At 43.1% G+C, this 24,951-nt stretch carries 21 protein-coding genes; 5 read left to right on the top strand and 16 right to left on the bottom strand.

The annotated features are described in order from the left end of the window. Window positions 1-319: 319 nt before the first annotated feature. The gene (gene gltA, locus MP3633_RS06775) at window positions 320-1,603 is read left to right on the top strand and encodes a citrate synthase (protein ID WP_176334978.1); all 1,284 of its coding nucleotides are present in this window, start codon (window positions 320-322) and stop codon (window positions 1,601-1,603) included. 66 nt (window positions 1,604-1,669) lie between these two features. Here gltA and MP3633_RS06770 read toward each other — a convergent pair whose 3' ends face one another. Together MP3633_RS06770 and MP3633_RS06765 are read right to left on the bottom strand one after the other, a co-directional pair. Next, entirely contained in the window at window positions 1,670-1,903 is a 234-nt protein-coding gene (locus MP3633_RS06770) for a hypothetical protein (protein WP_112139662.1), read from the bottom strand. Beyond that, window positions 1,904-2,989 (bottom strand): DUF2066 domain-containing protein, encoded by a 1,086-nt coding sequence (locus tag MP3633_RS06765; protein ID WP_176334977.1) that lies wholly within the window; start codon window positions 2,987-2,989, stop codon window positions 1,904-1,906. Window positions 2,990-3,106: 117 nt separating this feature from the next. Here MP3633_RS06765 and purM point away from each other — a divergent pair, with 117 nt between their 5' ends. From purM to MP3633_RS06750, 3 genes are read left to right on the top strand one after another with little or no spacing between them, the layout of a single operon-like run. Continuing rightward, window positions 3,107-4,165, top strand: coding sequence for a phosphoribosylformylglycinamidine cyclo-ligase (gene purM / locus MP3633_RS06760; RefSeq protein ID WP_176334976.1), 1,059 nt, complete (start codon window positions 3,107-3,109; stop codon window positions 4,163-4,165). Next, a complete protein-coding gene (purN, locus tag MP3633_RS06755) occupies window positions 4,162-4,815 on the top strand; it encodes a phosphoribosylglycinamide formyltransferase (protein ID WP_176334975.1) in 654 nt (217 codons plus the stop codon). Before purM ends, purN begins: the two co-directional genes overlap by 4 nt. A 13-nt stretch (window positions 4,816-4,828) precedes the next feature. Next, a complete protein-coding gene (locus tag MP3633_RS06750) occupies window positions 4,829-5,563 on the top strand; it encodes a DUF3108 domain-containing protein (RefSeq protein ID WP_176334974.1) in 735 nt (244 codons plus the stop codon). Window positions 5,564-5,600: 37 nt separating this feature from the next. Here the strand turns inward: MP3633_RS06750 and MP3633_RS06745 are convergent, their stop codons facing one another. From MP3633_RS06745 to MP3633_RS06680, 14 genes are all read right to left on the bottom strand, one after another. Next, on the bottom strand, window positions 5,601-6,176 hold the full coding sequence (locus tag MP3633_RS06745) for an NTP transferase domain-containing protein (protein WP_176334973.1): 576 nt from the start codon (window positions 6,174-6,176) through the stop codon (window positions 5,601-5,603). A 10-nt stretch (window positions 6,177-6,186) separates the two neighbouring features. Then, window positions 6,187-7,197: a glycosyl transferase family protein gene (locus MP3633_RS06740; protein ID WP_176334972.1), complete on the bottom strand. Its 1,011-nt coding sequence runs from the start codon at window positions 7,195-7,197 to the stop codon at window positions 6,187-6,189. Next, window positions 7,194-9,869 (bottom strand): nitrate reductase, encoded by a 2,676-nt coding sequence (locus MP3633_RS06735; RefSeq protein WP_176334971.1) that lies wholly within the window; start codon window positions 9,867-9,869, stop codon window positions 7,194-7,196. The genes MP3633_RS06740 and MP3633_RS06735 overlap by 4 nt, the downstream gene beginning before the upstream one ends. A 309-nt stretch (window positions 9,870-10,178) precedes the next feature. Further along, on the bottom strand, window positions 10,179-10,511 hold the full coding sequence (nirD, locus tag MP3633_RS06730; RefSeq protein WP_176334970.1) for a nitrite reductase small subunit NirD: 333 nt from the start codon (window positions 10,509-10,511) through the stop codon (window positions 10,179-10,181). A 4-nt stretch (window positions 10,512-10,515) separates the two neighbouring features. Next, window positions 10,516-13,074: a nitrite reductase large subunit NirB gene (gene nirB, locus MP3633_RS06725; RefSeq protein WP_176334969.1), complete on the bottom strand. Its 2,559-nt coding sequence runs from the start codon at window positions 13,072-13,074 to the stop codon at window positions 10,516-10,518. 46 nt (window positions 13,075-13,120) lie between these two features. Beyond that, window positions 13,121-14,350 (bottom strand): NAD(P)/FAD-dependent oxidoreductase, encoded by a 1,230-nt coding sequence (locus tag MP3633_RS06720; protein WP_244959889.1) that lies wholly within the window; start codon window positions 14,348-14,350, stop codon window positions 13,121-13,123. A 4-nt stretch (window positions 14,351-14,354) separates the two neighbouring features. Next, on the bottom strand, window positions 14,355-15,200 hold the full coding sequence (locus tag MP3633_RS06715) for an ABC transporter ATP-binding protein (RefSeq protein ID WP_112139681.1): 846 nt from the start codon (window positions 15,198-15,200) through the stop codon (window positions 14,355-14,357). 57 nt (window positions 15,201-15,257) lie between these two features. After that, the gene (locus MP3633_RS06710; RefSeq protein ID WP_112139683.1) at window positions 15,258-16,229 is read right to left on the bottom strand and encodes an ABC transporter permease; all 972 of its coding nucleotides are present in this window, start codon (window positions 16,227-16,229) and stop codon (window positions 15,258-15,260) included. 64 nt (window positions 16,230-16,293) lie between these two features. Then, the gene (locus MP3633_RS06705; protein WP_176334967.1) at window positions 16,294-17,703 is read right to left on the bottom strand and encodes a CmpA/NrtA family ABC transporter substrate-binding protein; all 1,410 of its coding nucleotides are present in this window, start codon (window positions 17,701-17,703) and stop codon (window positions 16,294-16,296) included. 353 nt (window positions 17,704-18,056) lie between these two features. After that, complete coding sequence (locus MP3633_RS06700; RefSeq protein ID WP_176334966.1) at window positions 18,057-19,247, bottom strand: CmpA/NrtA family ABC transporter substrate-binding protein; 1,191 nt, start codon at window positions 19,245-19,247, stop codon at window positions 18,057-18,059. Then, entirely contained in the window at window positions 19,244-19,849 is a 606-nt protein-coding gene (locus tag MP3633_RS06695) for an ANTAR domain-containing response regulator (RefSeq protein WP_176334965.1), read from the bottom strand. The genes MP3633_RS06700 and MP3633_RS06695 overlap by 4 nt, the downstream gene beginning before the upstream one ends. A gap of 199 nt (window positions 19,850-20,048) precedes the next feature. Further along, window positions 20,049-20,684, bottom strand: a complete 636-nt coding sequence (locus MP3633_RS06690; protein WP_176334964.1) for a response regulator transcription factor — start codon at window positions 20,682-20,684, stop codon at window positions 20,049-20,051. A gap of 105 nt (window positions 20,685-20,789) precedes the next feature. Continuing rightward, entirely contained in the window at window positions 20,790-22,121 is a 1,332-nt protein-coding gene (locus MP3633_RS06685) for an HlyD family type I secretion periplasmic adaptor subunit (RefSeq protein ID WP_176334963.1), read from the bottom strand. Window positions 22,122-22,123: 2 nt separating this feature from the next. Further along, a complete protein-coding gene (locus MP3633_RS06680; protein ID WP_176334962.1) occupies window positions 22,124-24,412 on the bottom strand; it encodes a type I secretion system permease/ATPase in 2,289 nt (762 codons plus the stop codon). Between the two features lie 147 nt (window positions 24,413-24,559). Here MP3633_RS06680 and MP3633_RS06675 point away from each other — a divergent pair, with 147 nt between their 5' ends. After that, on the top strand, window positions 24,560-24,928 hold the full coding sequence (locus tag MP3633_RS06675; RefSeq protein ID WP_176334961.1) for a hypothetical protein: 369 nt from the start codon (window positions 24,560-24,562) through the stop codon (window positions 24,926-24,928). Window positions 24,929-24,951 lie beyond the last annotated feature (23 nt).

The following is a 24,951-nucleotide window of genomic DNA, read 5'->3' as shown; positions in this document are numbered from 1 at the left end:
ATGGTCACCATTCAGCAAATGAATGTAGCCATAAGCCGAAACAATAATGGTATAAAATTACATAAATTTCAGCCGCAAATAAACAGATAAAACTCTTTTATATCAATATCTTAACTAAAATAAATCATTCCCTTGACTTTACCCTAATACGCCACTTTGTCAGATAATTACAAAATAACATACCGTAATGTAAATAGTGTGTAAGTGAACAAGATTGACTTTTATAGCCTAGAAACAGTATTTTTTCCGCACCTTCTGGGTTAGGTAGGGTCAAACTACGACTTCTTAGCCCCGAACCAGAATACGAAGGAGACCATAAATGGCTGATAAAAAAGCACTACTCACAGTGGATGGGATCGATAAAACTATCGAACTTCCTGTTCTTTCAGGCACTTTAGGCACAGACGTTATAGACGTCCGTGGTCTAGGCGCTAACGGTGTATTCACCTACGACCCAGGATTTATGTCTACCGGCTCTTGTGAATCCTCTATTACCTATATAGACGGTGATGCAGGCATCCTTCTGCATCGAGGTTATCCAATTGCCCAGCTTGCAGAACATTCAGACTATCTAGAGACATGTTATTTGCTACTTTATGGGGAACTGCCTGATAAAGAGCAAAAAATAGAGTTTGAAAAAACCGTTGGTAAGCACACCATGGTGAACCAATCGATGCACAAGTTCATCGAGGGTTTCCGAAACGATGCTCACCCAATGGCGATCATGTGTGGCCTAGTTGGCGCTTTATCGGCTTTTTACCAAGATCACATGGATATTAACAATCCGAAGCATCGTGAAATTGCGGCCTTCCGCTTAATTTCTAAAATGCCGACATTGGCATCAATTTGTTACAAATACTCTAAAGATCAACCTGTTATGTACCCACGTAACGACCTATCTTATGCAGAAAACTTTTTGTACATGATGTTTGCAACACCTTGTGAAGATTACACAGTCAACCCTGTGTTTGCTAAAGCAATGGATAAAATTTTCATTCTTCATGCGGATCACGAACAAAACGCTTCTACATCGACTGTACGTTTGGCTGGCTCTTCTGGTGCAAACCCATTCGCTTGTATTGCGGCTGGTATCGCAACGCTTTGGGGTCCCGCTCATGGCGGCGCAAACGAAGCGGTACTTAGCATGCTAGAAGAAATCGGTGATGTTGATAATATCGATACATTCATCGCAAAAGCAAAAGACAAAAACGATCCATTTAGATTAATGGGGTTCGGCCACCGCGTTTACAAAAACTTTGACCCTCGTGCCAAAGTAATGCGCGAAACCTGTGACCAAGTATTGGCTGAATTAGGACAATCTAATGACCCTTTACTAAAAATTGCTAAACGCCTTGAGCAGATAGCACTTGAAGATCCATACTTTGTAGAGCGCAAGCTTTACCCTAACGTAGATTTTTATTCTGGCATTATCATGAAAGCCATTGGCATTCCAACCAGTATGTTCACGGTGATTTTTGCCATGTCTCGTACCATTGGCTGGATTTCCCATTGGAACGAAATGATCAGTGGACCTTATAAAATCGGCCGTCCTCGCCAGCTTTATATTGGTCAACCTGAACGAGATTACCCTACCGATAAGTAGTCTTTGACTGATTAGATATAAAAAAGCCGCACTTCATAGTGCGGCTTTTTTTCATCTACAAACGAACTACTCTTCTTCGTCGTCTTCCACTATTTCAGTGATGGTTGAATGGCCACATTTCAAACAATCACCTTCTATCCACACTCGATCTTTCGTCTCAAATTCCTTAGGATTCTTCATTCCCAAGTCCACTTCCATACAGTGATTACACCAAGTTTGGTGTAAAAAATCATTTTGTTCTTCTACTGGACGAGCAAAAAAGTCGCGCTCAACAATCTTCTCTTGTAACGTATCCGTCATTTATTTGACCCCACTGTATTGATAAGACACAACCCGGTTTGCATCTGGATCTAACGCATTTAATGGCGCATTAATAAGCAAACGGCTTAATGATATTGAATTAAAAAGCTTCTGCTTATCTCCATCGATTTCCACAGAGAACTCCACTTTTTCGCCATCAACTTGAACCAAAGTAACATCTCGTACAACACTAATACTTTCTAAATAAGACTGAACCTTATTCATAATGCTATAACTAATCACCCCAGCCACTCGAACATTCATTTTACTGGCAGAAAGGCGATTACGCACCGACGCATAGCGAGAGGAAAATGTTTTCGCCAGCGCGATACTCGCCTGACCAACAATGTCACTCGGCGTTTCACCACTTAATGAAAAGCGTTCGGTTTCTCCATTTTTGAGTAAAACCAACAAACTACCGCCAATGTGCCCAGCATAATTGCTTATCTTTAAAGCCGCGGCAGAGTCTGTCTGATAACGCTTGCTTGCGTTAGCGATGTTGTCTTCAAAAAAGCCCCACACATCAGAAACCGCAATACTTTTTTTATCCACATCATCAAGCAATGGCGCATATATTGGTACTCCAAGCTGATTTGCAGCTTGAGCAAACTCGTTTAACGTTTCTGAGGGTTCTCTTGAACCTGAAAGCGTTCTAATGCCGTTACTTTCACTAACCAGCCAAATAAGCACCGATGGTCGGTTATCACCCCAAACAGGCAAGCCATTTTCAGATAAAAAGCCATCTATAGACTCTTGATAAAAAATCACTTTGACTTCTTTTCCCGGGACAAACCCGTTGTCAGAGGGCAGCAATTCATTAAGAGAGGCGACAGAATGTTGCGCAACCCAAGTCGATGCTTTCTTTTTAGCCTGCACCAACAAGTTGCCAGTGATGGCATTTTTGTCACCAGACACTTTTATCAACACATTTTCAACCGCCAAACCAAATGCTTCGTCCAGCATTTGTGTCTCAGACTGCGTCACTGGCAAATTAATTTCAGCCCGATAAAGCCCCTGAACAGAGACAGCATTGGCTGACGAAATAAAAAAAACACTAATAAGTAGTAAAAATATACGAGAATTCATAACCCTTCCTTCGTTTATTTGCCTATTCTACTGTCTTAATCGCAAAGAACCATAGCCCTAATGCGCCACTATGCTAAAATGCCTTTTTTTTCCTCGTACCATGATAAGGCATAGGCAATGACCAAGTCAGACAGACCATCGATTAGTTATAAAGACGCAGGCGTAGATATCAACGCAGGCAATCAACTTGTTGAACGCATTAAAGGTGTAAGCAAAAAAACTCGTCGCCCAGAAGTAATGGGAGGCCTAGGTGGATTTGGTGCTTTGACACGCCTTCCAACTAAGTACAAAAATCCCATTCTTGTCTCAGGCACTGACGGCGTTGGTACTAAGCTTCGCTTAGCGATGGACCTTAATCAACACGACACGATTGGCATCGATCTAGTGGCAATGTGTGTAAATGACTTAGTGGTTGCTGGTGCAGAGCCTCTGTTGTTCCTTGACTACTACGCAACAGGAAAACTGGATATAGATGTTGCTGCTAACGTTGTCACCGGCATAGGCGAAGGCTGTCTACTAGCGGGTTGCTCACTGGTTGGTGGTGAAACCGCCGAAATGCCAGGCATGTATCATGGTGGCGACTACGATCTAGCGGGTTTCTGCGTTGGTGTTGTTGAAGAAGACAACATCATCGATGGCAGCAATGTGAAAGCGGGCGATAAATTAATCGCGTTAGGCTCATCTGGTCCCCATTCAAACGGATACTCTTTGATCCGCAAAATCCTCGAAGTAAGCAAGGCAGACCTAAATCAAGACATTGATGGTGTGGCTCTTAAAGATGCCCTAATGGAACCGACACGTATTTACGTGAAATCTATTCTTAAACTAATGGAAAGTATTTCAGTTAATGCGCTCGCTCATATCACGGGTGGTGGTTTACTAGAAAACATTCCTCGCGTTCTACCTGAAGATGCTGCAGCAAAAATTGATGCCACCAGCTGGAAGCGTCCTGCTGTGTTCGATTGGTTACAAGAACAAGGAAATGTTGAGCAAGAGGAAATGTACCGTGTTCTAAACTGCGGTGTTGGTATGGTACTTTCTATTGATGCAGACAAAGCAGACGAAGCACTCTCTATTCTAAAAGCAGAAGGCGAGAATGCTTGGATTATAGGTGAAATTTGCCCTCGCAATGGCGGAAAAGACGTTTTAATTTCTGATCTAGAGACGCAGGCATGAGCTTCCCTATCGTTGTCTTAATTTCTGGCAGCGGCAGCAACTTGCAAGCTTTGATTGATCAAAGCTTGCAAGGGCAACTCAGTATCAATATCTGTGCGGTCATTAGCAACAAAGCAGACGCTTACGGGCTAGAGCGTGCCAAGGCAGCAGGCATACCTACTCACACGTTAAACCATAAGTCCTTTGATAGCCGAGAAGCATTCGATGCTGAGCTACAAAAGCTCATCGATCAATACCAACCCAAGCTGGTTGTTCTCGCTGGCTTTATGCGTATTTTAACGGAAACATTTGCGCAACATTATGAAGGTAGAATGTTAAACATTCACCCCTCATTGCTGCCTAAATATAAAGGCTTAAATACGCATCAACGGGCTATTGATGCGAATGAAAAAGAACATGGCGTGTCAGTACACTTCGTTAGCCCAGAACTGGATGCTGGCGCGGTTATATTGCAAGCCAGTACGAAAATAGCAGAAGAAGACACGACTGAGTCCTTAGCGAATAAAGTCCACGCAATGGAACACATTATTTACCCACTGGCCGTAAAATGGTTCAGCGAAGATAGATTAACATTCCATGACGGAAAGGCTTTTTTAGACAAGAATACACTTTCTGAAAGCGGTGTTCTTTATAACCAAGCACTAACATGATGTTGGAGAAAGTATGAGAGCTCGTAAAATCCCAATGTATTTAGTTGCTATTTTTATGAGCGTTCTCATGCTTTCTCTTTCTTCAACGAAAGTAAGTGCAGCAGCCCCACAAACCACATTCCTAAAACCCTATTCAGCGGTATACAGTACCATCTGGAAAAAAGGTATTAGCCTAAAAGTTGAAGGCAAACAAACCTTATCGAAACAATCAGATAATTTCTGGCGGTTTGTTTTTTCTGCTGACAGCATGATCGCTTCATTAAATGAGTCTTCAACATTCCAGGTTAAAGATCACCAAATCATTCCACAAAAATACGAATACAAGAGCACCGTTCTTGGCAAAAAGAGAACCGCTACCCTCACTTTTGATTGGGATAAAAATCTAGTTAGAAATGACGTAAAAGATAAGCCATGGAATCTTGCTATCAACCCAAAGACACTGGATAAACTGTCTATTCAATTACAAGTTAGACAAGATCTAAAACTGGGTAAAAACGAATTTGATTATCAAATTGCTGATGGTGGCTATATCAAAAACTGGCGCTTTGAACGTGACCAAATGGAAACTATTAAAACCAAACTAGGTCGACTGTCTGCCATTAAAATCATTCGAACAGACAACCTAGACAAAGGTAAAAAAACATCTTTTTGGTTTGTGCCAAAACTGGATTATTTACTGGTCAAACTTGAACACAAAGAAGATGGTGAATCATACTACCTAGACATAGATTCCGTTAAATTACTGTAAGCACTACCATTACCAGTAGACGCGGAAATTGATGACATTAACTCAGAACGTCTGGCGTATTCACATTTAGCAATTCTTCCGACTTATCCCATAAAACAGACTCACATCCGAAAACCTCATAAAAAGCCATGACGCTATGACGTTCACTCTTATCAAGAAAGTCTTTCAACATTATCAAAGCGGGCTCCACGGGAAGAATGGCATGCAAAGGGTGACTACCAAAAGCATCGCTTAAGTAATGAATGCGATCTGGAAACGCATTACTTGCGAATATCAACTTGGTAAAAGCATCACCACTAATACAAGGTGTATCACAAGGAGAAACCAATAAATGCGACGTTTTAGCAAAGGTTAAACATGCGGCCAACCCTGATAATGGTCCTTTATCTTGGTAAAATTGATCATCTGCTATCACTTCAAAACCAAGGTCGGCATAACGTTCAGAATTTCTATTGGCATTGATAAAGACACAATCAGTTACTTGCCGCAAAGCTAAACCAACAGACAAAGCCATCACTTCTCCACGAAACAATAACAAGCCTTTATCCTGACTGGCCATACGCTCCCCCTTTCCACCCGCCAATACCGCGCCAGATAAAGACAAAAAAACCATAACACCCCTTTTATGTGGTTTGAGACAACCAGCCTTTATTGCGTTTAAACCAAATTTCATCCGCCAAAATTAAACACTCATCATGAGATGCAACACCATAAATAAGCCCAGCAACAGACGCTAGGGTTTGTCTTACCGCCTGCTCGCCAAACTGATCAACTTGCTCACCACTCCAATGATCCGTCAGACGCGAAAGGTCTAAATTGTGCTTAAGACGCTTATGTTCTTTTTCCGCTTTAGGCCAACTAATTTGGCTAGCAACCCCTCCTTGCCATTTCAGCAAAGTCACATCTCGTTCAGGGTTCACTTCTGCCTCACCATTTCCACCTCGAAAAACAAGGACAGACGGATCATTTAGTTGCTCATAAGCGGCCACATGCAGATCATCATAACCACGATGAAATACGCCATGAACACTGTGATCTGCCGCAAACGGATTCATCATTCGAACAACGGTATTAACCGGTGAACGCAGACCTAACATGTACTTTAAATCCATCAACTCCCCTAAAGCAGGCTCAATATTTTCCAACGAAATATAAGCAAACCCAGTTTGATGAAGTCGGGGCTTTATTTCTACACGAGAATGACAAATGGGCAACCCTAGGCCTTTAATCGCTTCATCCACGTAAATTCGCTCTTCCCCCGTGAAGGCATGACCGTGCATAACAATGTTTAAACCATTATTCGCCAATGCAAGCGCGGCCAATAAAAACCATGGCAACTCATTTCGCTTGCCTGCGTAGGACGGCCAATCAAGATCCACTTTCACATTCAACGCATCTTTTTCTGCAAGGTGCTGACGTGTTGCTTTAGTAAAGCCAACCGTTTCCTCCACCGTCTCTTCTCGAATACGAATCAGCATCCAAAAAGCACCTAATTGTTCTGGCGCCGCTTTTCCACAAAGCATAAGAGACATAGCGTGCTCCGCTTCTTCAACGGTTAAACTACGTGCGCCTTTCTTACCTCGCCCCAATATTTTGACGTATTGCGTGAAGTCGTTACTTATTCTGATAGTCATGCTGACAACTCGGTTATAGTAGGAATGAAATGCTTTAATTCAGGAAGACAAGAACCACAATTAGTACCGCACTTTAATTGCGCCCCCAACGCATCAAGGGAACAAACACCACCCGCAATGGCTTTTTCTATTTGCTTACTGCCAACTTGAAAGCATGAACACACTATCGTGCCTTTATCCTCAACATTAGCAGGCGTACCAACCAGAATCGCCATTCGATCTAATTCAGACAGCGTTTCATTTACAGCCAATTTAGACTCTAGCCAATCACAAAAAATAGATTTAGGTGTGGGATGCAAATACACTGCAACGGTTAGCTTTTGATCAGTAATATACGCCAACCTTATTTGTTGAGTCCTAGGGTTGGTGTATTCTAACCATTCCCCTGTTACTTGAGCCGATATTTTAAACGAAGATTGAATAGAAGCCACACTTTCCCCAATCGACCACACTACTTCGTAATGATAGCCATGCTTTGATGGCACATAACACCAATAAGTGAAATCAAGCGCTTCCAACGGCGTTGCTGAAACGATCACACCATAGAAAACCTCTGTCACCGCTTCAAGTTTCACTTGAGCGTGTTTTGATTCTGGCTGGCCCGATAAAGGATCAACCACTTGAGGAATTAAATTTGATACAACCGCCGCATTCGAGAACTGTTGCGTCCAATGAATCGGTGCAAACACATTTCCCGGCGATATCGCTCGACTCACCTTCGCCTTTAACAGCGCCTCCCCATAAGGCGAAGTAAGACGAACCAGCGTTTTATCTTCAATGCCTAACTGTCTCGCATCTTTCGGATGAATCTCAACGTATGGTTGATCTGTGTGCTTTGTTAGCAAGGCGGCATCCCCTGTTCTCGTCATCGTATGCCACTGATCACGAACTCGGCCAGTATTCAACATGAACGGCCACTCACTGGTCGGTTCATTGATTGGCAACTTAGGCACGATGGGGACAAATTTAGCTCGTCCATCTGGGGTGAAAAAGCGACCATCCTCGAACATCCGCTTCGTTCCTTCTGGCTTGCCTTTAGGCACAGGCCATTGAACGGGGATCAGACCATCGTATTCAAGCTTGCTTATTTGACTAAAATGGCCAATATCAAAATCTCGTTTACCGTTATTTTCAAAGGCAGACAAAGCCGCATGCTCAGCAAAAATATCATGCACACCCTTGTACGAAAATGCGGCTTGAAACCCTAATTTTTTTGCCACTTCACAAATAGTCCACCAATCATGTTTGGCGTCACCAGGAGCAGGTAGTAAACCGCGTTGACGAGAAATCCGTCGCTCGGAATTCGTTACTGTGCCGTCTTTCTCGCTCCAGCCCGTTGCTGGTAACAAAACGTCCGCCAACGCGGTAGTATCCGTGTGTGCTTTACAGTCACTGACAATCACTAACTCACATTTTTCCAATGCGCGCCTTACTTGAGCCGTATCCGGTAAACTCACCATAGGATTTGTCGACATAATCCAAACAACTTTGACCTTACCTTCTTCCATCGCTTGAAATAGATCAACCGCCTTCAAACCGTTTTCTGTTGCCAAGTTAGGGGCCTGCCAAAAACGCTGAACCAAATCCTGAGCGCCTGGCGTTGCAAAGTCCATATGTGCGGCCAACTGATTCGCTAAACCACCGACTTCTCGTCCACCCATGGCATTTGGTTGGCCCGTTATCGAAAAAGGCCCTGTGCCTTCTTTTCCTATTCGTCCTGTGGCCAAATGGCAGTTAATAATTGCGTTGCATTTATCCACACCAGACGAAGATTGATTCACTCCTTGGGAGTAAAACGTGACTGTTTTCTCTGTTTGTTCCCACCAATGAGCCAACCTCATTAATGCTTGCTCGCTCACACCACTAAATTTCGCAGCTGAAACAAGGTTGGGTGTCGATTCATTTGCTTGCTTTAAGGCGTCATTAAAGCCGTTGGTATGTTGGGCAATAAAGTCATTATCAAGAATGCCCGTTTGTGCGGAGTGCTGCAGAAGAAAAGAAAAAATAGCCGCATCACTGCCCGGCTTAATGGCCAAATGTAAATCGGCAATATCACACGTTGCCGTTTCTCTAGGATCGATCACCACAATTTTCATGTTAGGGCGCTGTTTTTTCGCCGCCGCCATTCGTTGATACAAAATAGGATGCGTCCACGCCGCATTTGATCCAACCAAGATCAATAAATCACACAGTTCTAAATCCTCATAGTTACAAGGCACGGTGTCAGAGCCAAACGCTCGTTTGTAACCCACCACGGCAGACGCCATACACAAACGAGAGTTGGTATCCACATTGGCGGTACCGATAAAACCTTTCGCTAATTTATTCGCGACATAATAGTCTTCCGTTAGGATCTGGCCAGAAAGATAAAAAGCGAACGCATCCGGTCCGTGATCTTGCACAACTTGTGCAATTTTATCGCTAACCGTGCCTACAGCCGACTCCCAAGAGACAGATTCCCCCTTAACAATGGGCGTCAAAAGACGATCATCCGATTGCAGCGTTTGAGCAAGACTACTACCTTTAACACAAAGGCGACCAAAGTTGGCCGGATGATCTAAATCACCGGAGACTGGTGGCACAGATTCCGTTGACGAGTTTGGAATCGTTAAATTAACACCACATCCCACACCACAATATGGACAGGTCGTTTTTCCGATCGTTGCTGTCATGGACCTTCCTCACGCTTTTAAAAAACAAAAAAAGGCCCAATCGCTTTCCTAGAAAAGCGATTGGGCCTCGTTGCCTTTTGTAATATCTGACTGCTTTATGTGTAAGCCATCGTCGGTTTACGGTGCATCAGTTAATATTATAAAAGCAATAAGTGAGCCAACTTGAAAAATTCATACAAACCTCATCGTTCACCGCTATTAAAGGCGTTAGGACAAGCTATCAAAAAAAACCAATGACACATTAGGTAAAAACGCACCTATATAGAGCAAAGCAATCACTTAAGTGCACGTATTTTTTGGCATTAATATTTAATTCAGCGCAATGTATAAATTGTCATCTTCTAATTTAGCAGACCAGTGAGGCACTTTGATGTTTTCTTCAATACATTGGCCCGATGCCAATACAAAGTGCTGTTTGTACAAAGGGCTCGCGACCACCCATTCATTTTGAAGGTGGGCAACGAGACCTCTCGACATTACGTTGGCTTTTCCTATCGGATCCCAGTTTCCAATTGCAAAGACCTTTTTTTCCGATTCGGGTACATAAAACAACGCTATTTGTTCACCATTCACCATGGCCGCCACACCAGCGCCCACAACAAGGTCGCTTTGCTTACACACTAATTTCCACTGCATCGTCATTTTATTACCCCGCCTTAGCAATGAGTTGCTGTTTTTCAAGATCTGTTGCTGGGCGCATCTGGTTTCGCTCTTCGACAAAGACCACGTTGGTATCAACCCCTTCATAGTTAACAAACTGACGAAAGGTTTTGAGTGCTTCTGGATCCTCTAAGGTGGTTTTCCATTCACATTGGAAAGTATCAACAATATGTTCCATCCGCGCTTCCAACTCATCGCATAAGCCAAGTTTGTCATTAATAACAACGTCTTTTAAATACGCTAAACCACCCTCTAAACCATCCATCCATACCGATGTTCGCTGTAAGCGATCTGCGGTTTTTGTATAAAACATCAGCACACGGTCAATGTATTTTACTAAGGTTTCATCGTCTAAATCAGTGGCAAATAAATCACCGTGACGAGGCTTCATACCACCATTACCACAGACATATAAATTCCAACCACCTTCTGTTGCAATCACACCAATATCTTTGCTCTGCGCCTCTGCACATTCTCGAGTACAACCTGATACGGCAAATTTTATTTTATGAGGTGAACGTAAACCTTTATAACGGTTCTCAAGATCAATCGCCATTTTCATGCTGTCGTTAACACCATAACGACACCAAGTACTACCAACACAGGATTTCACCGTACGCAATGACTTACCGTAAGCCTGGCCTGTTTCAAAACCAGCAGCGATTAACTTCTCCCAGATTTCTGGCAGCTGAGCTAATGTTGCACCAAACAAATCAATACGCTGACCACCTGTCACCTTGGTATAAAGCGCGTATTCTTTCGCCACTTCACCTAATACAATCAGCCTATCAGGGGTGATTTCCCCTCCAGGAATACGAGGAACAATCGAATAGGTTCCGTCTTTTTGCATGTTCGCTAAGAAACGATCATTGGTGTCCTGCAAGCTGATATGTTCTTTTTTCAGAACATAATCATTCCAAACACTGGCTAAAATAGACCCCACCGCTGGCTTACAAATTTCACAACCGTGGCCTTTACCGTGAGTCTCTAATAAGCGATCAAAGCTTTTAATTTCTTCGATTTTCACCATGTTGTATAAATCTTGGCGCGTGTAGGCAAAGTGCTCACAAATATCAGTACTTACTTCCACACCCAACGCCAGTAATTCGTTATCGACGACTTTTTTCAATAACGCCGCACAACCACCACAGCCCGTTGCGGCTTTGGTAACACCTTTCACATCGCCAACAGACAAAGCCCCGTTGCACACGGCGTCACTGATGTCTTGCTTGGAGACATTATGACAACTACAAATAGACGCCGTCGCAGGTAAAGCATCCACCCCCAATCCAACTGGCGCACCATCCATCGCAGGCAAAATTAATGATTGAGCCTGTGCTGGCAAATCAATGGCATTCAGATAATATTGCAACAACGTATCGTAATAGCTGTTGTCACCAACCAATACTGCGCCTAATAACTTTTTACCATCTTCCGACACCACCATTTTTCGATAGCTTTGGCTAATCTCATCTTGATATACAAACACCTTACAACCTTGTGTTTGGGCATGAGCATCACCGACAGAACCTACATCACAACCAAGTAGTTTGAGCTTGGTACTCATATCTGCACCAGTGAAAGACAAACTTTCCGTGCCTAACAAATGCCCTGCAGCGGCTTTTGCCATGGTGTAACCTGGCGCCACTAGACCATAAATTCGACCATTCCACAGCGCACACTCGCCGATAGAATAAATGTCCTCATCGCTTGTCTGACAATGATTATTAATGGTGATACCACCACGCTCGCCCATCTCTAAACCCGATTGTTTTGCCAATGCGTCTTGAGGGCGAATACCCGCAGAAAACAAAATTAAATCCGTTTCAAGGTGAGTGCCGTCTGCAAAATTCATACGATGAAAAGCCGTTTCACCGTCGACAATGTCTTGTGTCGCCGTGTCGGTATAGACCTTTACATCCAAACCTTCGATCATGCCTTTGAGGACGCTTCCGCCCTTTTCATCTAACTGTACTGGCATCAAGCGTGGTGCGAACTCCACCACACTGGTTTCAAGACCAAGATTTTTGAGCGCATTTGCCGCTTCCAAACCCAACAGACCACCACCAACAACCGTACCGCGCGTCACTGTTTTCGCACAATTCCTAATCGCATCCAGATCTTCAAGCGTCCGGTAAACAAAGGTATTGTTACGTTTATGGCCAGGAATCGGTGGAACAAAAGGATAAGACCCTGTGGCAAGCACAAGCTTACCGTAAGACAATGTCTCACCATTTTTCAAAACAAGCAGCTTCGCAGCACGATCAATCTGCGTTACCAAACTATTAGTGAAATACCGAACGCCATTGTCGTCGTACAATGAGCCATCCGTCATCGCTAAATCCGCTGCGCCTTTGCCGGTGAAATATTCACTAAGGTGCACACGGTCATACGCTAAATGCGGCTCTTCACCAAAAACGGTGATCTGAAAGTTTTCATGACCACCTTGAGCGATGACCTGCTCGACAAAATGATGGCCAACCATGCCATTACCCACCACAACAAGATGTGGTTTGATCGTTGATAAAGGTTTATTAGAAGTCATCGTGTTTCCCCTTACTTGTTTAACTAGCAACGTCTAAATCTGCTTATCAGGCTACTTTTGGACGACAATACGCCTCACCAAAAACCAGTAATTCAAGCATGTCAGAGACATTGGTCTTATTTTGAATAAGCTGGAAATACCAGCTCCCATCGGCGACGTTGCCATAAAGAATAACCCCAACCAGTAAGCCGTCGTTGACCACCAGTTTGCGGTAATGGTTTGCTGCCACATCTTTGAAAAAAATGCAGTCATCATCTTGAGAAGGTTGAATTTTTCCGACTGAAAAAAGATTCACTCCAGATACTTTTAACTTGGTGGGTGTTGGCTCAATAACAAAACAACAATCTTCACCACTTAATACCGTTATTAGCACTTTGATCTGTGTCCAAATTGGCGCAACCAAACCAAACGTTTGCTGTTCAAACTCACAACATTCCCCCAATGCAAAAATATCAGGATGAGACGTCTTCATTTTTTCGTCGACAACAATGGCTTGATTAACGTCTATCCCGGCCTCTTTTGCCAAACGAACTTCAGGTGAAATCCCTGCGGCCATCACCACCAAATCCACTGGCATGTGCTCACCGCTTTGGCAAACCACATGCGTAACCAATCCAGTTTTTGACTGTAAAAATGCCGACGGTGATTCACCTAATTGAAATTGGACACCCATTTCTTCGAGCCGGTTTTGTAAGAGTTGAGCAGATTCAGCGTCCAGTTGACGATTCAGCAACCAATTTGATCGATGAAATACAGTGACTTTATGGCCGCGCTTAACCAAACCAACCGCGGCTTCTAAGCCTAAAAGCCCACCGCCAATCACGCACACTGACTGACAACCTTTAAGCGCCGTCATCACATCAACATCTTGCCAAGTACGAAAACCCATAACATTCGGCGCAGACGCACCTTCTATCGGTAGCATCTTGGCCCGCGAACCGGTGGCGAAAATTAACTGGTCATAAGTCACACTTTGGCCGCTGGCCAAACGTAGTTCTTTTGTTTCAAGGTCCATACCAATAACCGGATCACCAGAAATAATATGCACACCACCAACACGCATTTTATCGGTGCTGACCAACGGCATTTCTGCATCAGAAATATCGTTCGCCAACAGTGAAGACAACATAATGCGGTTATAGCCCACTTGAGACTCTTCACCTATCAAGGTGATTGAATGATGGGTATTGGGCGTTTGCAGCAAATCATTCGCCAGTTTACTGCCCGCCATTCCGGCGCCAACAATAACGATGCGAACGCGACTTGATGGCTTCATTTGCTTAAGCATTCGCGACATGAGCATTGGTGGCTGGTTTTTTATTCTTAACCGCGACGATAGGCTCTACTTTGCGCTGTTTTTCGTACAAAAAGGTCAACACTTGCGCTCGGTAATTCACGTATTTAGGATCGTTCGCAAGCGCTAAACGATCACGAGGACGCTCTAAGTCCACTTGAAGAATCTCGCCTATGGTTGCCTCTGGGCCGTTTGTCATCATCACAATACGATCCGACAGTAATACCGCTTCATCTACGTCGTGCGTAATCATAATGACGGTGTTATTGAGGTCTTTTTGAATTTCCATCAAGGAGTCTTGAAGATGAGCTCGAGTCAGTGCATCCAGTGCACCAAAAGGCTCATCCATCAAAAGTACACTAGGCTCCATCGCCAAAGCGCGAGCAATACCGACACGTTGCTTCATTCCGCCTGATATTTCATCAGGACGCTTATCCGCCGCATGAGTCATATGTACAAGCTCTAGGTTGTGCATGATCCAGTCGTGCATTTCTTTTTTAGACTTGGTTTTTTTAAAAACCTGCTTTACCGCCAGTTCAACATTTTGGTAAGACGTTAACCAAGGCAGCAATGAATGATTCTGAAAAACAACCGCCCTCTCAGGCCCCGGTCCTTTCACCTCTTTCCCATCCAACAACACGCCGCCTTCCGTCGCGTCGTAAAGGCCGGCGACAATATTAAGCACCGTCGATTTACCACAACCTGAGTGGCCGATAAGAGAAACAATTTCACCTTTCGCAATTTTCAGACTGACGCTATCCAACGCTTTAAACGAGCCTTTCGCGGTTGGAAATTCGATAGAAACTTTACTAATGTCTAGATGTGTTGCCATGCTATTCTCCAATGTCTCTATTTCTATTTGATCTGTTTCTAATTAACGTATTTCTATTTAACGAAGCACTTGTGTTTTATCCCAAGAGACAAAGCGCTGAACCATCAGCATCGCTCTATCCAATAAAAAACCGATGAAACCAATCATCAACACCGCCACCATGATTCGTCCTAAAGAGTCAGAACTACCATTTTGAAACTCATCCCAAACAAACTTTCCCAGCCCCGGGTTTTGCGCCAGCATTTCGGCCGCAATCAATACCATCCAAGCAATACCCAGTGACAACCGTAGACCGGTGAACATAAGAGGGATAGCAGATGGAATGACGATCTTAATAACATGAGTGACCCAACCAAGCCGCAAAACTTTTGATACATTCAGTAAATCTTTTTCAACCGCAGCCACACCAACGGCCGTGTTAATCAGCGTTGGCCACATACAACACAAGGTCACGGTAAACATCGAAGTCAAAAAGGATTTGGAGAACATCGGGTCATCTGAGACATAACTAGCGCTCACCACCATAGTGACCAAAGGCAACCAAGCGAGCGGAGAAACCGGTTTGAAAACTTGAATTACTGGATTAAGCGCACTGTATACCGAGCTATTCAAACCGATCAAAATGCCCAGTGGAATAGCAATGAAACTGGCTAAACCAAAACCAGCTAGTACGGTATATAAGCTGGTGAATATTTGGTCAAAAAACGTCGGTTTACCCGTGTAATCTATTAATCTACCTTCGTAGCTAGGATCTTTTACTTGTCGAACTTCAATACGCTTTTCTTGACGTTCGTAAAACTTATCTTCTTTTATCCGCTCATTTTGATGTTCAGCGACCAGACTGTTCCATTGCTCGTATACAACAGTTGGCCCAGGAAACTCACCTAAAGAAGTGTGAACTCGGCTCGCTCCGGCTTGCCACAGCAAAACAAACACTAAAATTCCAAAAAGAGGAAGTAATACACTTTTTAGCGAAAAGCTGGCGATTCTTTCTTTTAATGACGCCATGGATAAGCTGGGTATATTCATAAATCTTTTCTCACTCAATTTGACGAATAAGGCGACCTATTAGCCGCCTTGGTATTCACTTGACTTATATTTGATCGTCGCCTTTCAAGCCAATTTTAAAACTTTTCAGGTAATCATTAGGATGCTTGCCGTCATAGGTAACACCATCTATAAACTCGCTTTGTGGTGCTTTAAATCCATCTTCTTTATCAAAGTCAGGAAACTCAGACGCTGTCATCAGACCATCTTCAATTAACGTTTTAGCCGCTTGAGCATAAATATCTGGACGATAAACCTCTTTCGCCGTCTTCATAAACCACTCGTCTGATTTCGGCTCGGCAATTTGCCCCCAACGACGCATTTGCGTTAGGTACCAGATTGCATCACTGTAGTAAGGGTAAGTCGCGTGATGGCGGAAGAAGACGTTGAAGTCAGGCACATCGCGCTTATCGCCTTTTTCGTATTCAAAAGTCCCTGTCATACTGTTGGCGATAACATCGTAATCCGCACCGACATAATCACTACGAGATAAGATTTCGACCGCTTCTGGGCGGTTTGCATTGTTATTTTCGTCTAGCCATTTAGCCGCTCGAATCATCGCCTTTACGACACGAATGTGTGTGTTTGGATTTTCTTCAGCCCAATCACTGCTCACACCGAATACTTTTTCTGGGTTATTTTTCCAAATCTCGTAATCGGTAATCACTGGAACACCAATGCCTTTAAAGACGGCTTGCTGGTTCCAAGGCTCACCTACGCAGTAGCCATGGATCGTTCCGGCTTCCATCGTGGCTGGCATTTGTGGTGGCGGCGTTACAGAAAGCAAAGCATCAGCATTAATCTGACCACTCGTGTCGCCTTTCGCTGGTGCATAGTAACCAGGGTGAATACCACCAGCGGCTAACCAATAACGCAACTCATAGTTATGGGTAGAGACGGGGAAAACCATCCCCATTTTGAAAGGTTTACCTTCTGCTTTATAACCATCAACAACAGGTTTTAAAGCACTCGCACTGATTGGATGAACGGGTTTTCCATCGGCATCATGTGGAATGTTCTTTTTCATTTCAGCCCAAACATCATTGGAAACAGTAATGCCGTTACCGTTTAAGTCCATGCTAAAAGCGGTAACAATGTGTGCTTTAGTACCGTAGCCAATCGTCGCGCCCAGAGGCTGCCCCGCCAACATATGTGCTCCATCAAGCTGCCCGTCAATAACTCTATCTAGCAAAACCTTCCAATTAGCCTGAGCTTCTAGCGTGACGTACAAACCTTCATCTTCGAAGTAACCCTTTTCGTAGGCAATCGCCAACGGCGCCATATCCGTCAATTTGATAAAGCCAAATTTCAGCTCTTCTTTTTCTGGATAACCAAGCTCAGCCTGAGCCATACCGGAAAAAAGTACAGAACCAACCAATAGAGACAGTCCTGCTTTTTTAGTGGTAGATGCTGCTGTCGACAAAGATAAAGCCGCTTTAAAAGATCTCATAGTCATAGCCATGCTCCGCGTTAGAAAAGTGATAAAAACAAAAAAAGGCGCATGTGAATCACAAAAATGTGTTCACAGGCGCCTTTGCCATTCATAAATAGTTCTACATTGAACTATCTGTAATGTGGGTAAAAATTAAGCATCGTTGCTCATTTCACCAAGATGTAAATTCGAAAAACATACAGTAAGTTCTATATATTTAACCTTATTTCTAAAATAAAGCATACGGCGTGCCAATAAAAATAAGACACTGATTTTATTGGTTTTTATTCAAATTTTTTACTTTTATAAGCACGTATAACATGAACCACCGTCGCTTACGCCCTATTTCTATGCGCGGCGCACTATAAAAAGACACGTTATTTAACAAACCCTTTCAATATGCCATCTGGGTGTAAACGAATTTTCCCGCACGCTACCGAACCAAACCATTCTGACTCTTCTTGAGTAGATAAACGCCACGAATCATCCCGTTCAACCTCAAGTCCTAACGCTTGGTAATAAAGGTCTTGTCGATACACTTGCTCTGCCACATGATTAATTGAAGTTACTTGAGTTAATTGCTGCCAACGATACATCTGCGCCATAATCCACAAAGCATAACTGGGTAAAGGCTTATTGGTTTCGTGACCCGAAAAGCGCTGATACGCTTCCATCGGCCAATCAAACTGCCCTTTCGGCTTAATTGAACCAAACCCATAAACCAACTGCTCCATGGTGCAATTCAGATAATCTGGATGGCTTAATATATTCAAGAGCTCGGTTCGATTTTCGGGCTCATCCACCCAAGTACAGGCTTTCTCTAACGCTCGAATCATTGCAAGATGAATCTGTGGATTTGTCTCTGCCCAGATAGAATTCACACCAAATACTTTTTCCGGCGTGCTCCCCCAAATTTCATAGCCAGTAACCAGCATATGACCGGCGCCTTGCTCTACCGCAAGACTGTTCCAAGGCTCGCCAACACAATAGCCATCTATTTCACCCTTTTTTAGGCTATCCACCATTTTTACCGGTGGGACAACAATAATCTGAACATCTTTGTCTGAATCAATTCCCGCACAACCAAGCCAATCTCTCAATTGATAATTATGAGAAGAGTAAGGGTAAACCATCGCAAAACGCAGTGGCTCAGATTGCGGCTCACGACTGTTTATGAATCGTTTTAATGCAACACCGGAACGAATCTCAGTAGATGAATTAGCGTATTTCTGAAGCTGTTTATACAAATCATTGCCAATCGTAATGCCATTGCCATTATGACTAACGGTAAAACTGGTTTGCATGGCGGTTTTAATCGTACCAATACCTAAACTGGCCGCAATTGGCATAGACGCCAACATGTGTGCACCGTCCAGTAAATTGAACGCAACTTTATCCCGGATACTAGCCCAAGAGGCTTCTTTAGAAAGAACAACCTCAACCCCTTCCTGAGTGAAGAAGCCTTTTTCGTGAGCAATAACAAAAGGGGCGCAATCAATTAATGGGATAAAACCCACCCGGACAGGCTCGCTATTAAGAATAATGTTCATTGGTTTATTTAGGTTCACTTTGAACCTCCCATTAATTCCATCACCGATATGATATTTCGAGCAACGTCGGTCATACGCTGACTGCGATCCATCGCCAGCTTTCTAAGGGCTTGATAAGCAGCAGGCTCATCACATTTTTGATGCTTCATAATCAAGCCTTTCGCTTTGTCTATCAATTTTCTATCTTCAAGCTGACTTTTCACCGTCTCTAATTCAGAACGGAGCGCATGAAATTCACGAAATCTGGCAATCGCAACTTGCAGTATGGCTTTGACACTGCCTCTTTTTACACCGTCTACAACATAAGCACTAACACCTGCCCTTATAGCCGCTTCAACATGATGAGAGTCATCTTCTTCAGCAAACATCACGATGGGACGAGGATTATTTTGAGTGAGTCGAGACATATTTTCCAACACATCTCGATCAGGGGATTCGATATCAATAATGACCATATCAGGTTGAAATTTGGTTACTGCTTCGGTCAGATTTTTGGCATTATCAAGGCGTCTAATAACGCGATAACCGCTATCCATCATCGCTTGCTCAACAATAGCAGCTCTGGCTGGCTCATTATCAACAAGCATCACTGTTAACTCTTTTACCGGGGGCGCAGACATGGTGCACTCTCTTAAAAACGTAAAAATACATTTAAAGGTGCTGCAAAATATGCGCCATTTCGATACACGAGAATTAAAGATAAATAGATAGTAAAAGCCCCTGTTAGAGGAGCTCTATAGTGAATACAACGGTAAAGGAAAAAAAATAAGAGGAATAACGAACGAAAGCAGTGCGGAGCACAACTCAATAAGAACTAAATTAAAGCACAGAGTAATAACTCTGCGCCAACAATGCTAAAGCTAGTCGGTCTTTTGTATTTGTTTTTTTGAAAATTGACGTTAAATGTGCTTTTACCGTACGCTCGGTAATGTCCATTTCAAGAGCAATTTTCTTATTCGACCATCCTTTCGCTATATATTGAGCCACGCTCAACTCACGCTCAGATAAGTCTTCCAACTCACTTTCATTAACCTGTGCCGTGGTTGCAGACTGCTGAATAAGCTGCTGAATAAATATTTTTCCACCCCAAATTTCACCAGAGTCAACAACAGACAACACAAGATCCAACTGATCTTTACCAATATAAGGCGCACATTGCCCACTCACACCAACAGAGAAGAGCCTTAACGCGGCGGCTTGGCTCGTTTGATTCGGAAACACAATGATTTTTTGATGTGGAAAAACGGAACGTAATGCAACCACATCCTCAACCTTTTTCGAAAACGACTTATCTTCTAAAAAAATAAAACAGTATTTGAATTCTGACGACGTCGTTTGAAGCGTTTCGTATACATCACCTAACGCCTCGACACGAACCAATGATATATCAGCACTGATCACTTGACTCCAGTGCTTCCATACGGCTTGGTCGGTACTCCAACACAAAATTTTCAAAATGAATCTCGCCTTATCAAGTGCAATTTGGATATTTTAACCAGTAAAAAAAACTAGAGTGTTAACATTTGTTACTCGTTAGCATTCCTAAAGTATTTTTTGTAATTACCGCTCACGAAGCGCATTTTGCTGGGCTTTTAAGATAGGTTTTAGCAAGTAATCCAATAACGTCTTTTTACCTGTAATAATATCTACCGTTGCTTGCATACCTGGGATAACCGGCAACGGGGCCTGCTTTGTCCCTAGATAGTTTTTATCGGTTCTAACTCTGACTAAAAAAAAGCTATTTCCTTCTTCATCAAGAATAGTGTCCGCGCTGATATTTTCCACCGTGCTATGCAAACCGCCAAAAATAGCAAAATCATAAGCGGAAAGTTTCACCACAGCACTAAGGCCCGGCTTAATAAAGCCAATATTTTCAGGGCGAACTTTCGCCTCAATCAACAAAGAGTCTTCAATGGGTACAATTTCCATCAAATTCATACCAGGCTTAATAACCCCACCGACGGTATTTAACTGAATTTGTTTTACAATCCCTTTCAGCACGGATCGAACTTGCGTTCTGGAAACTTTGTCTTCAAGTGAGACACTGACTTCTTTAAGCTGATCTAACTTACTTTTTACGCCCGTTAAGTCCTCCTGAGCCTCCGCGCGAAACTGTGCATCGCTCTCTGCTAAATTACTTTGTGCTTCTTTCAGTGCGGAACGAGCGCGAGGAATCGCTAATTGAGTCGCCTCCAAATCCCCTTGCAACTGATTCACTTGACGCTCAAGTTGCAATAGCTCAACTCTAGAAACAGCACCCTGCTCAAAGGCTGGACGCGTTAAATCCAGTTCTTCTTTCGAAAATACATAGCTCTGTTTTAAGTTGTCTAACTTTGCTTGTTGCTCAACAATCTCTTGTTTTCTTTGCTCAATTTGCTGCTGAAAACTCGCTTGGTTAGTACGCAAAGATTCTAATCGACTATTGTATAAATCTAATTCTCGATTGACGACTAGAGGGTATTTTTCCTTAGCGTCCGCATCAAATTCAGGCATTAGGCTATAAGATTCCGCTTGCAGGCGAGTAGCTCGTACTTGCAAGTTGATAAACTCCGCTTGCTGCTCTCGTAAAGACGACAACGCTTCCGTGTTTTCAATAGTCATTAAAACCTGTCCACTGTCAACAACTTGGCCAACTTTGACATTGATTTCTTTTAGAATGCCGCCCTCAAGATTTTGTATTTGCTGCACTTGACTGGTGGGGATAACTTTACCTTCGCCAACCGTAACCTCATCCAATGCCGTGTAATTTGCCCACACCAAAGCAGCTGCGACGAAAATAAAAATAACCCACAAAATAATCCTGCCGCCCCGAGGGGTTTTAAGCATTAACGCCGCATTACGGTCCGTCAAATATTCTAAGTCATCTTGTGAAATTGGGGATTTTTTACTCATAATTAGCTGACCTTCAACTTGCCTTGACGAAGTGCTTCATGTACTTGCGCTTTTGGACCATCAGCAATCAAGCGACCGTTATCCATTACGATAATCCGGTCAACCATGTCAAGCATAGAAGCCTTGTGTGTAATAAGTATAAGAGTCTTTTCTTTCACCCCTTCGATTAAGCGACGCTTCATTCTCGATTCGGTCGTATTGTCCATTGAGGCTGTCGGCTCGTCCAAAATTAGAATAGGTGGGTTAAATAATAACGCCCTTGCAATAGCAATGCTTTGACGCTGGCCACCAGAAAGTAACGCGCCACGTTCACCAACAAGGCTATCCAGTCCATTAGGTTTTCGATTAGCAAACTCAGAGACGCCTGACAGATCTGCCGCTCGAATAATGGCCTCGTCTTCCATGTAAGGAACGCCCATTACTATGTTGTCTTTGATGGAGCCATAAAATAAACTAACATCCTGTGAAACAGAACCAATGTTTCGACGTAAATCTGTCGGATTAACTTGTCGCAAGTCCACACCATCAATTCTTATCGCACCACTGTCCGGCGTATAAAGCCCTGTCATCAATTTACCAAGCGTCGATTTACCTGAACCGATACGTCCGATAATGGCTACTTTTTCGCCCTGCTTAATATTAATGTTAATGGCACTCACTGCGGCTTGTTCTTGGTCAGGGTAAGCAAAGTTAACCGCCTCAAACTGAAATTCGCCTTTAAACAAAGGCCGATGAACAAATTTAACGTTATCTGGTTTTTCTACCGGCGAGGCCATGATCTCATTAAGCGAAGTAAAAGCCGATTTTGCTTGGTTATAGCGCGTCGCTAAACTGGCGACCTGTGCCATTGGACCGAGCGCTCGACCCGTTAACATGACGGCAGCAACCAAGGCACCCATACTCATGTTACCTTCAGATATCTGATAGACACCAACAATTACAATGATCACAGTCGTTAGCTGCTGAGCCACCATCGCAAAAGAAGAAGAGGACTGAGATAATTGACGAGTTTTCACCCCCCAATCTGCAATATTTCCTACAGCATTTTCCCATTGTTTTTGAAACACACCTTCTGCGTTATTAAGCTTAACGCTTTCTGCGTTATAAAGGCTTTCAATCAAGACGGCATTTTTCTGCGACGCTGTTTTTTGACCTTCTTCTATCGAGCGACGTAACGGTATTTGAATAATAACGCTGTATAAAACGATCAATGCAATCGTCACAATCGGAATATAACCAACTGGGCCGCCTATAAGCCATATCACGCCGATGATCAAGAACATGAAAGGAATATCAACTAAGGTCGTGATTGAAGCCGATGTAATAAAGTCACGAATACTTTCAAATTCTTGAAGGTTTTTAGCAAACGCACCAACAGATTTGGGTCGTGACGCCATAGTAATATTACTGACTTTGGCGAAAATGGTGGCTGATATCAAAATATCGGATTTTTTCCCCGCGATATCGATAAAATAGGCTCTTAGTGTTCGCAATAAAAAATCAAATAAGTAGACAACAGCCGCACCAATTGCCAACACCCAAAGTGTATCAAACGCATTATTAGGTACAACTCGATCATACACATTCATCACAAAAAGCGGGCTAGCAACTGCAAAAATATTGATGAGTAATGAGGCTATAAAGACATCGCGGTATATACGCCAAGAACCAACGATGGTCCCCCAAAACCAATGGCCTTTTTTACCCTCTTCTTCGTCACTTTTTTCAGAACGTTTATCAAATTGATACAACGGACGAACAAAAAAACAATAACCGGTAAAGGATTCATCAAGATCTGCCAGCGGTAGTACTATCTCACCTTCTCCAGACTCGGGGCGAAGTATCTTTGCTGTCCCCTTCGCATTGTCCACTTCCAATAAAATACAGGCTTGTTTGTCTTTCAACAAAAGTACAGTAGGAAGCACCATATCTGGAATTTTCTTTAAACCACGCTTAACAAAGCGTGAGCTGATTCCTATACGTTGAGAAGCGCGCTGAAAAAGTTCAGGCGTCATCGCGTTATCGGTAATAGGCAAGCCGGCAGCAATGCCATCTGCTGTATAGGGGTTATGGAAGTATTTACTCAATAACACGAGGCAATCTAGCAGTGGATTCGGGTATTCTAACGACGCACCTTGCGTCTTCCATTGCAGGTCATCCACTTTAGAGTCTTCTGTGTTTAGCTCTTCTATTATATCCTCGTCAGATCCGTTGATGATTTCACTTTCTTCGTGAGAATCATTTTCTACAGGTGACGAAGCATTCTGTTCCGAACGATCAGAGTCAGACATACCCTCTTTTCTCCTAAACTACCAAAAATCTGATTTACAAAGCAACAATACAATGGCGACAACTATAGCTTAGAATAGTGTGTATTAGGTAGTATGTGAAGAGAAGTAATCGCCTTACTACAAATTGAAACATCTAAGGAAATCAATATGCTATACGCAAAAATCAATGAAAATGGTGAGATTATTGATGTTGCCACATCCCAGTCAGACGACTATTCACTATTAGTCGCACCAAATGAACCGTCGGTTGCGAGCATACTAGAAAAAAAATTCACTGCGACAAGTACCAGTACCCAAGAGATTCTGTCTGAATCAGACAGTGAAATGATGCGTATTTTAGAAGATTTAATCGATCTTCTATCAGAAAAGCGCTTAATACAGTTTACCGAGCTACCTTTGCCTGCCCAAAAGAAATTACTTGGTAGAAAATGGGTTCGTGGCGTACACAATGCCCAAGACGATAGTTTAATGGTCGATGCCCATAACATAGAGGGAAGTGATGATTCTTTGATTTGAGTCCATCACTTTCGTTAAAATCA

The organism is Marinomonas primoryensis (assembly GCF_013372285.1).
Classification (GTDB): Bacteria; Pseudomonadota; Gammaproteobacteria; order Pseudomonadales; family Marinomonadaceae; genus Marinomonas; species Marinomonas primoryensis.
Note: the sequence above shows the minus strand (reverse complement) of the source record. Positions and strands in the feature narration are given on the sequence as shown.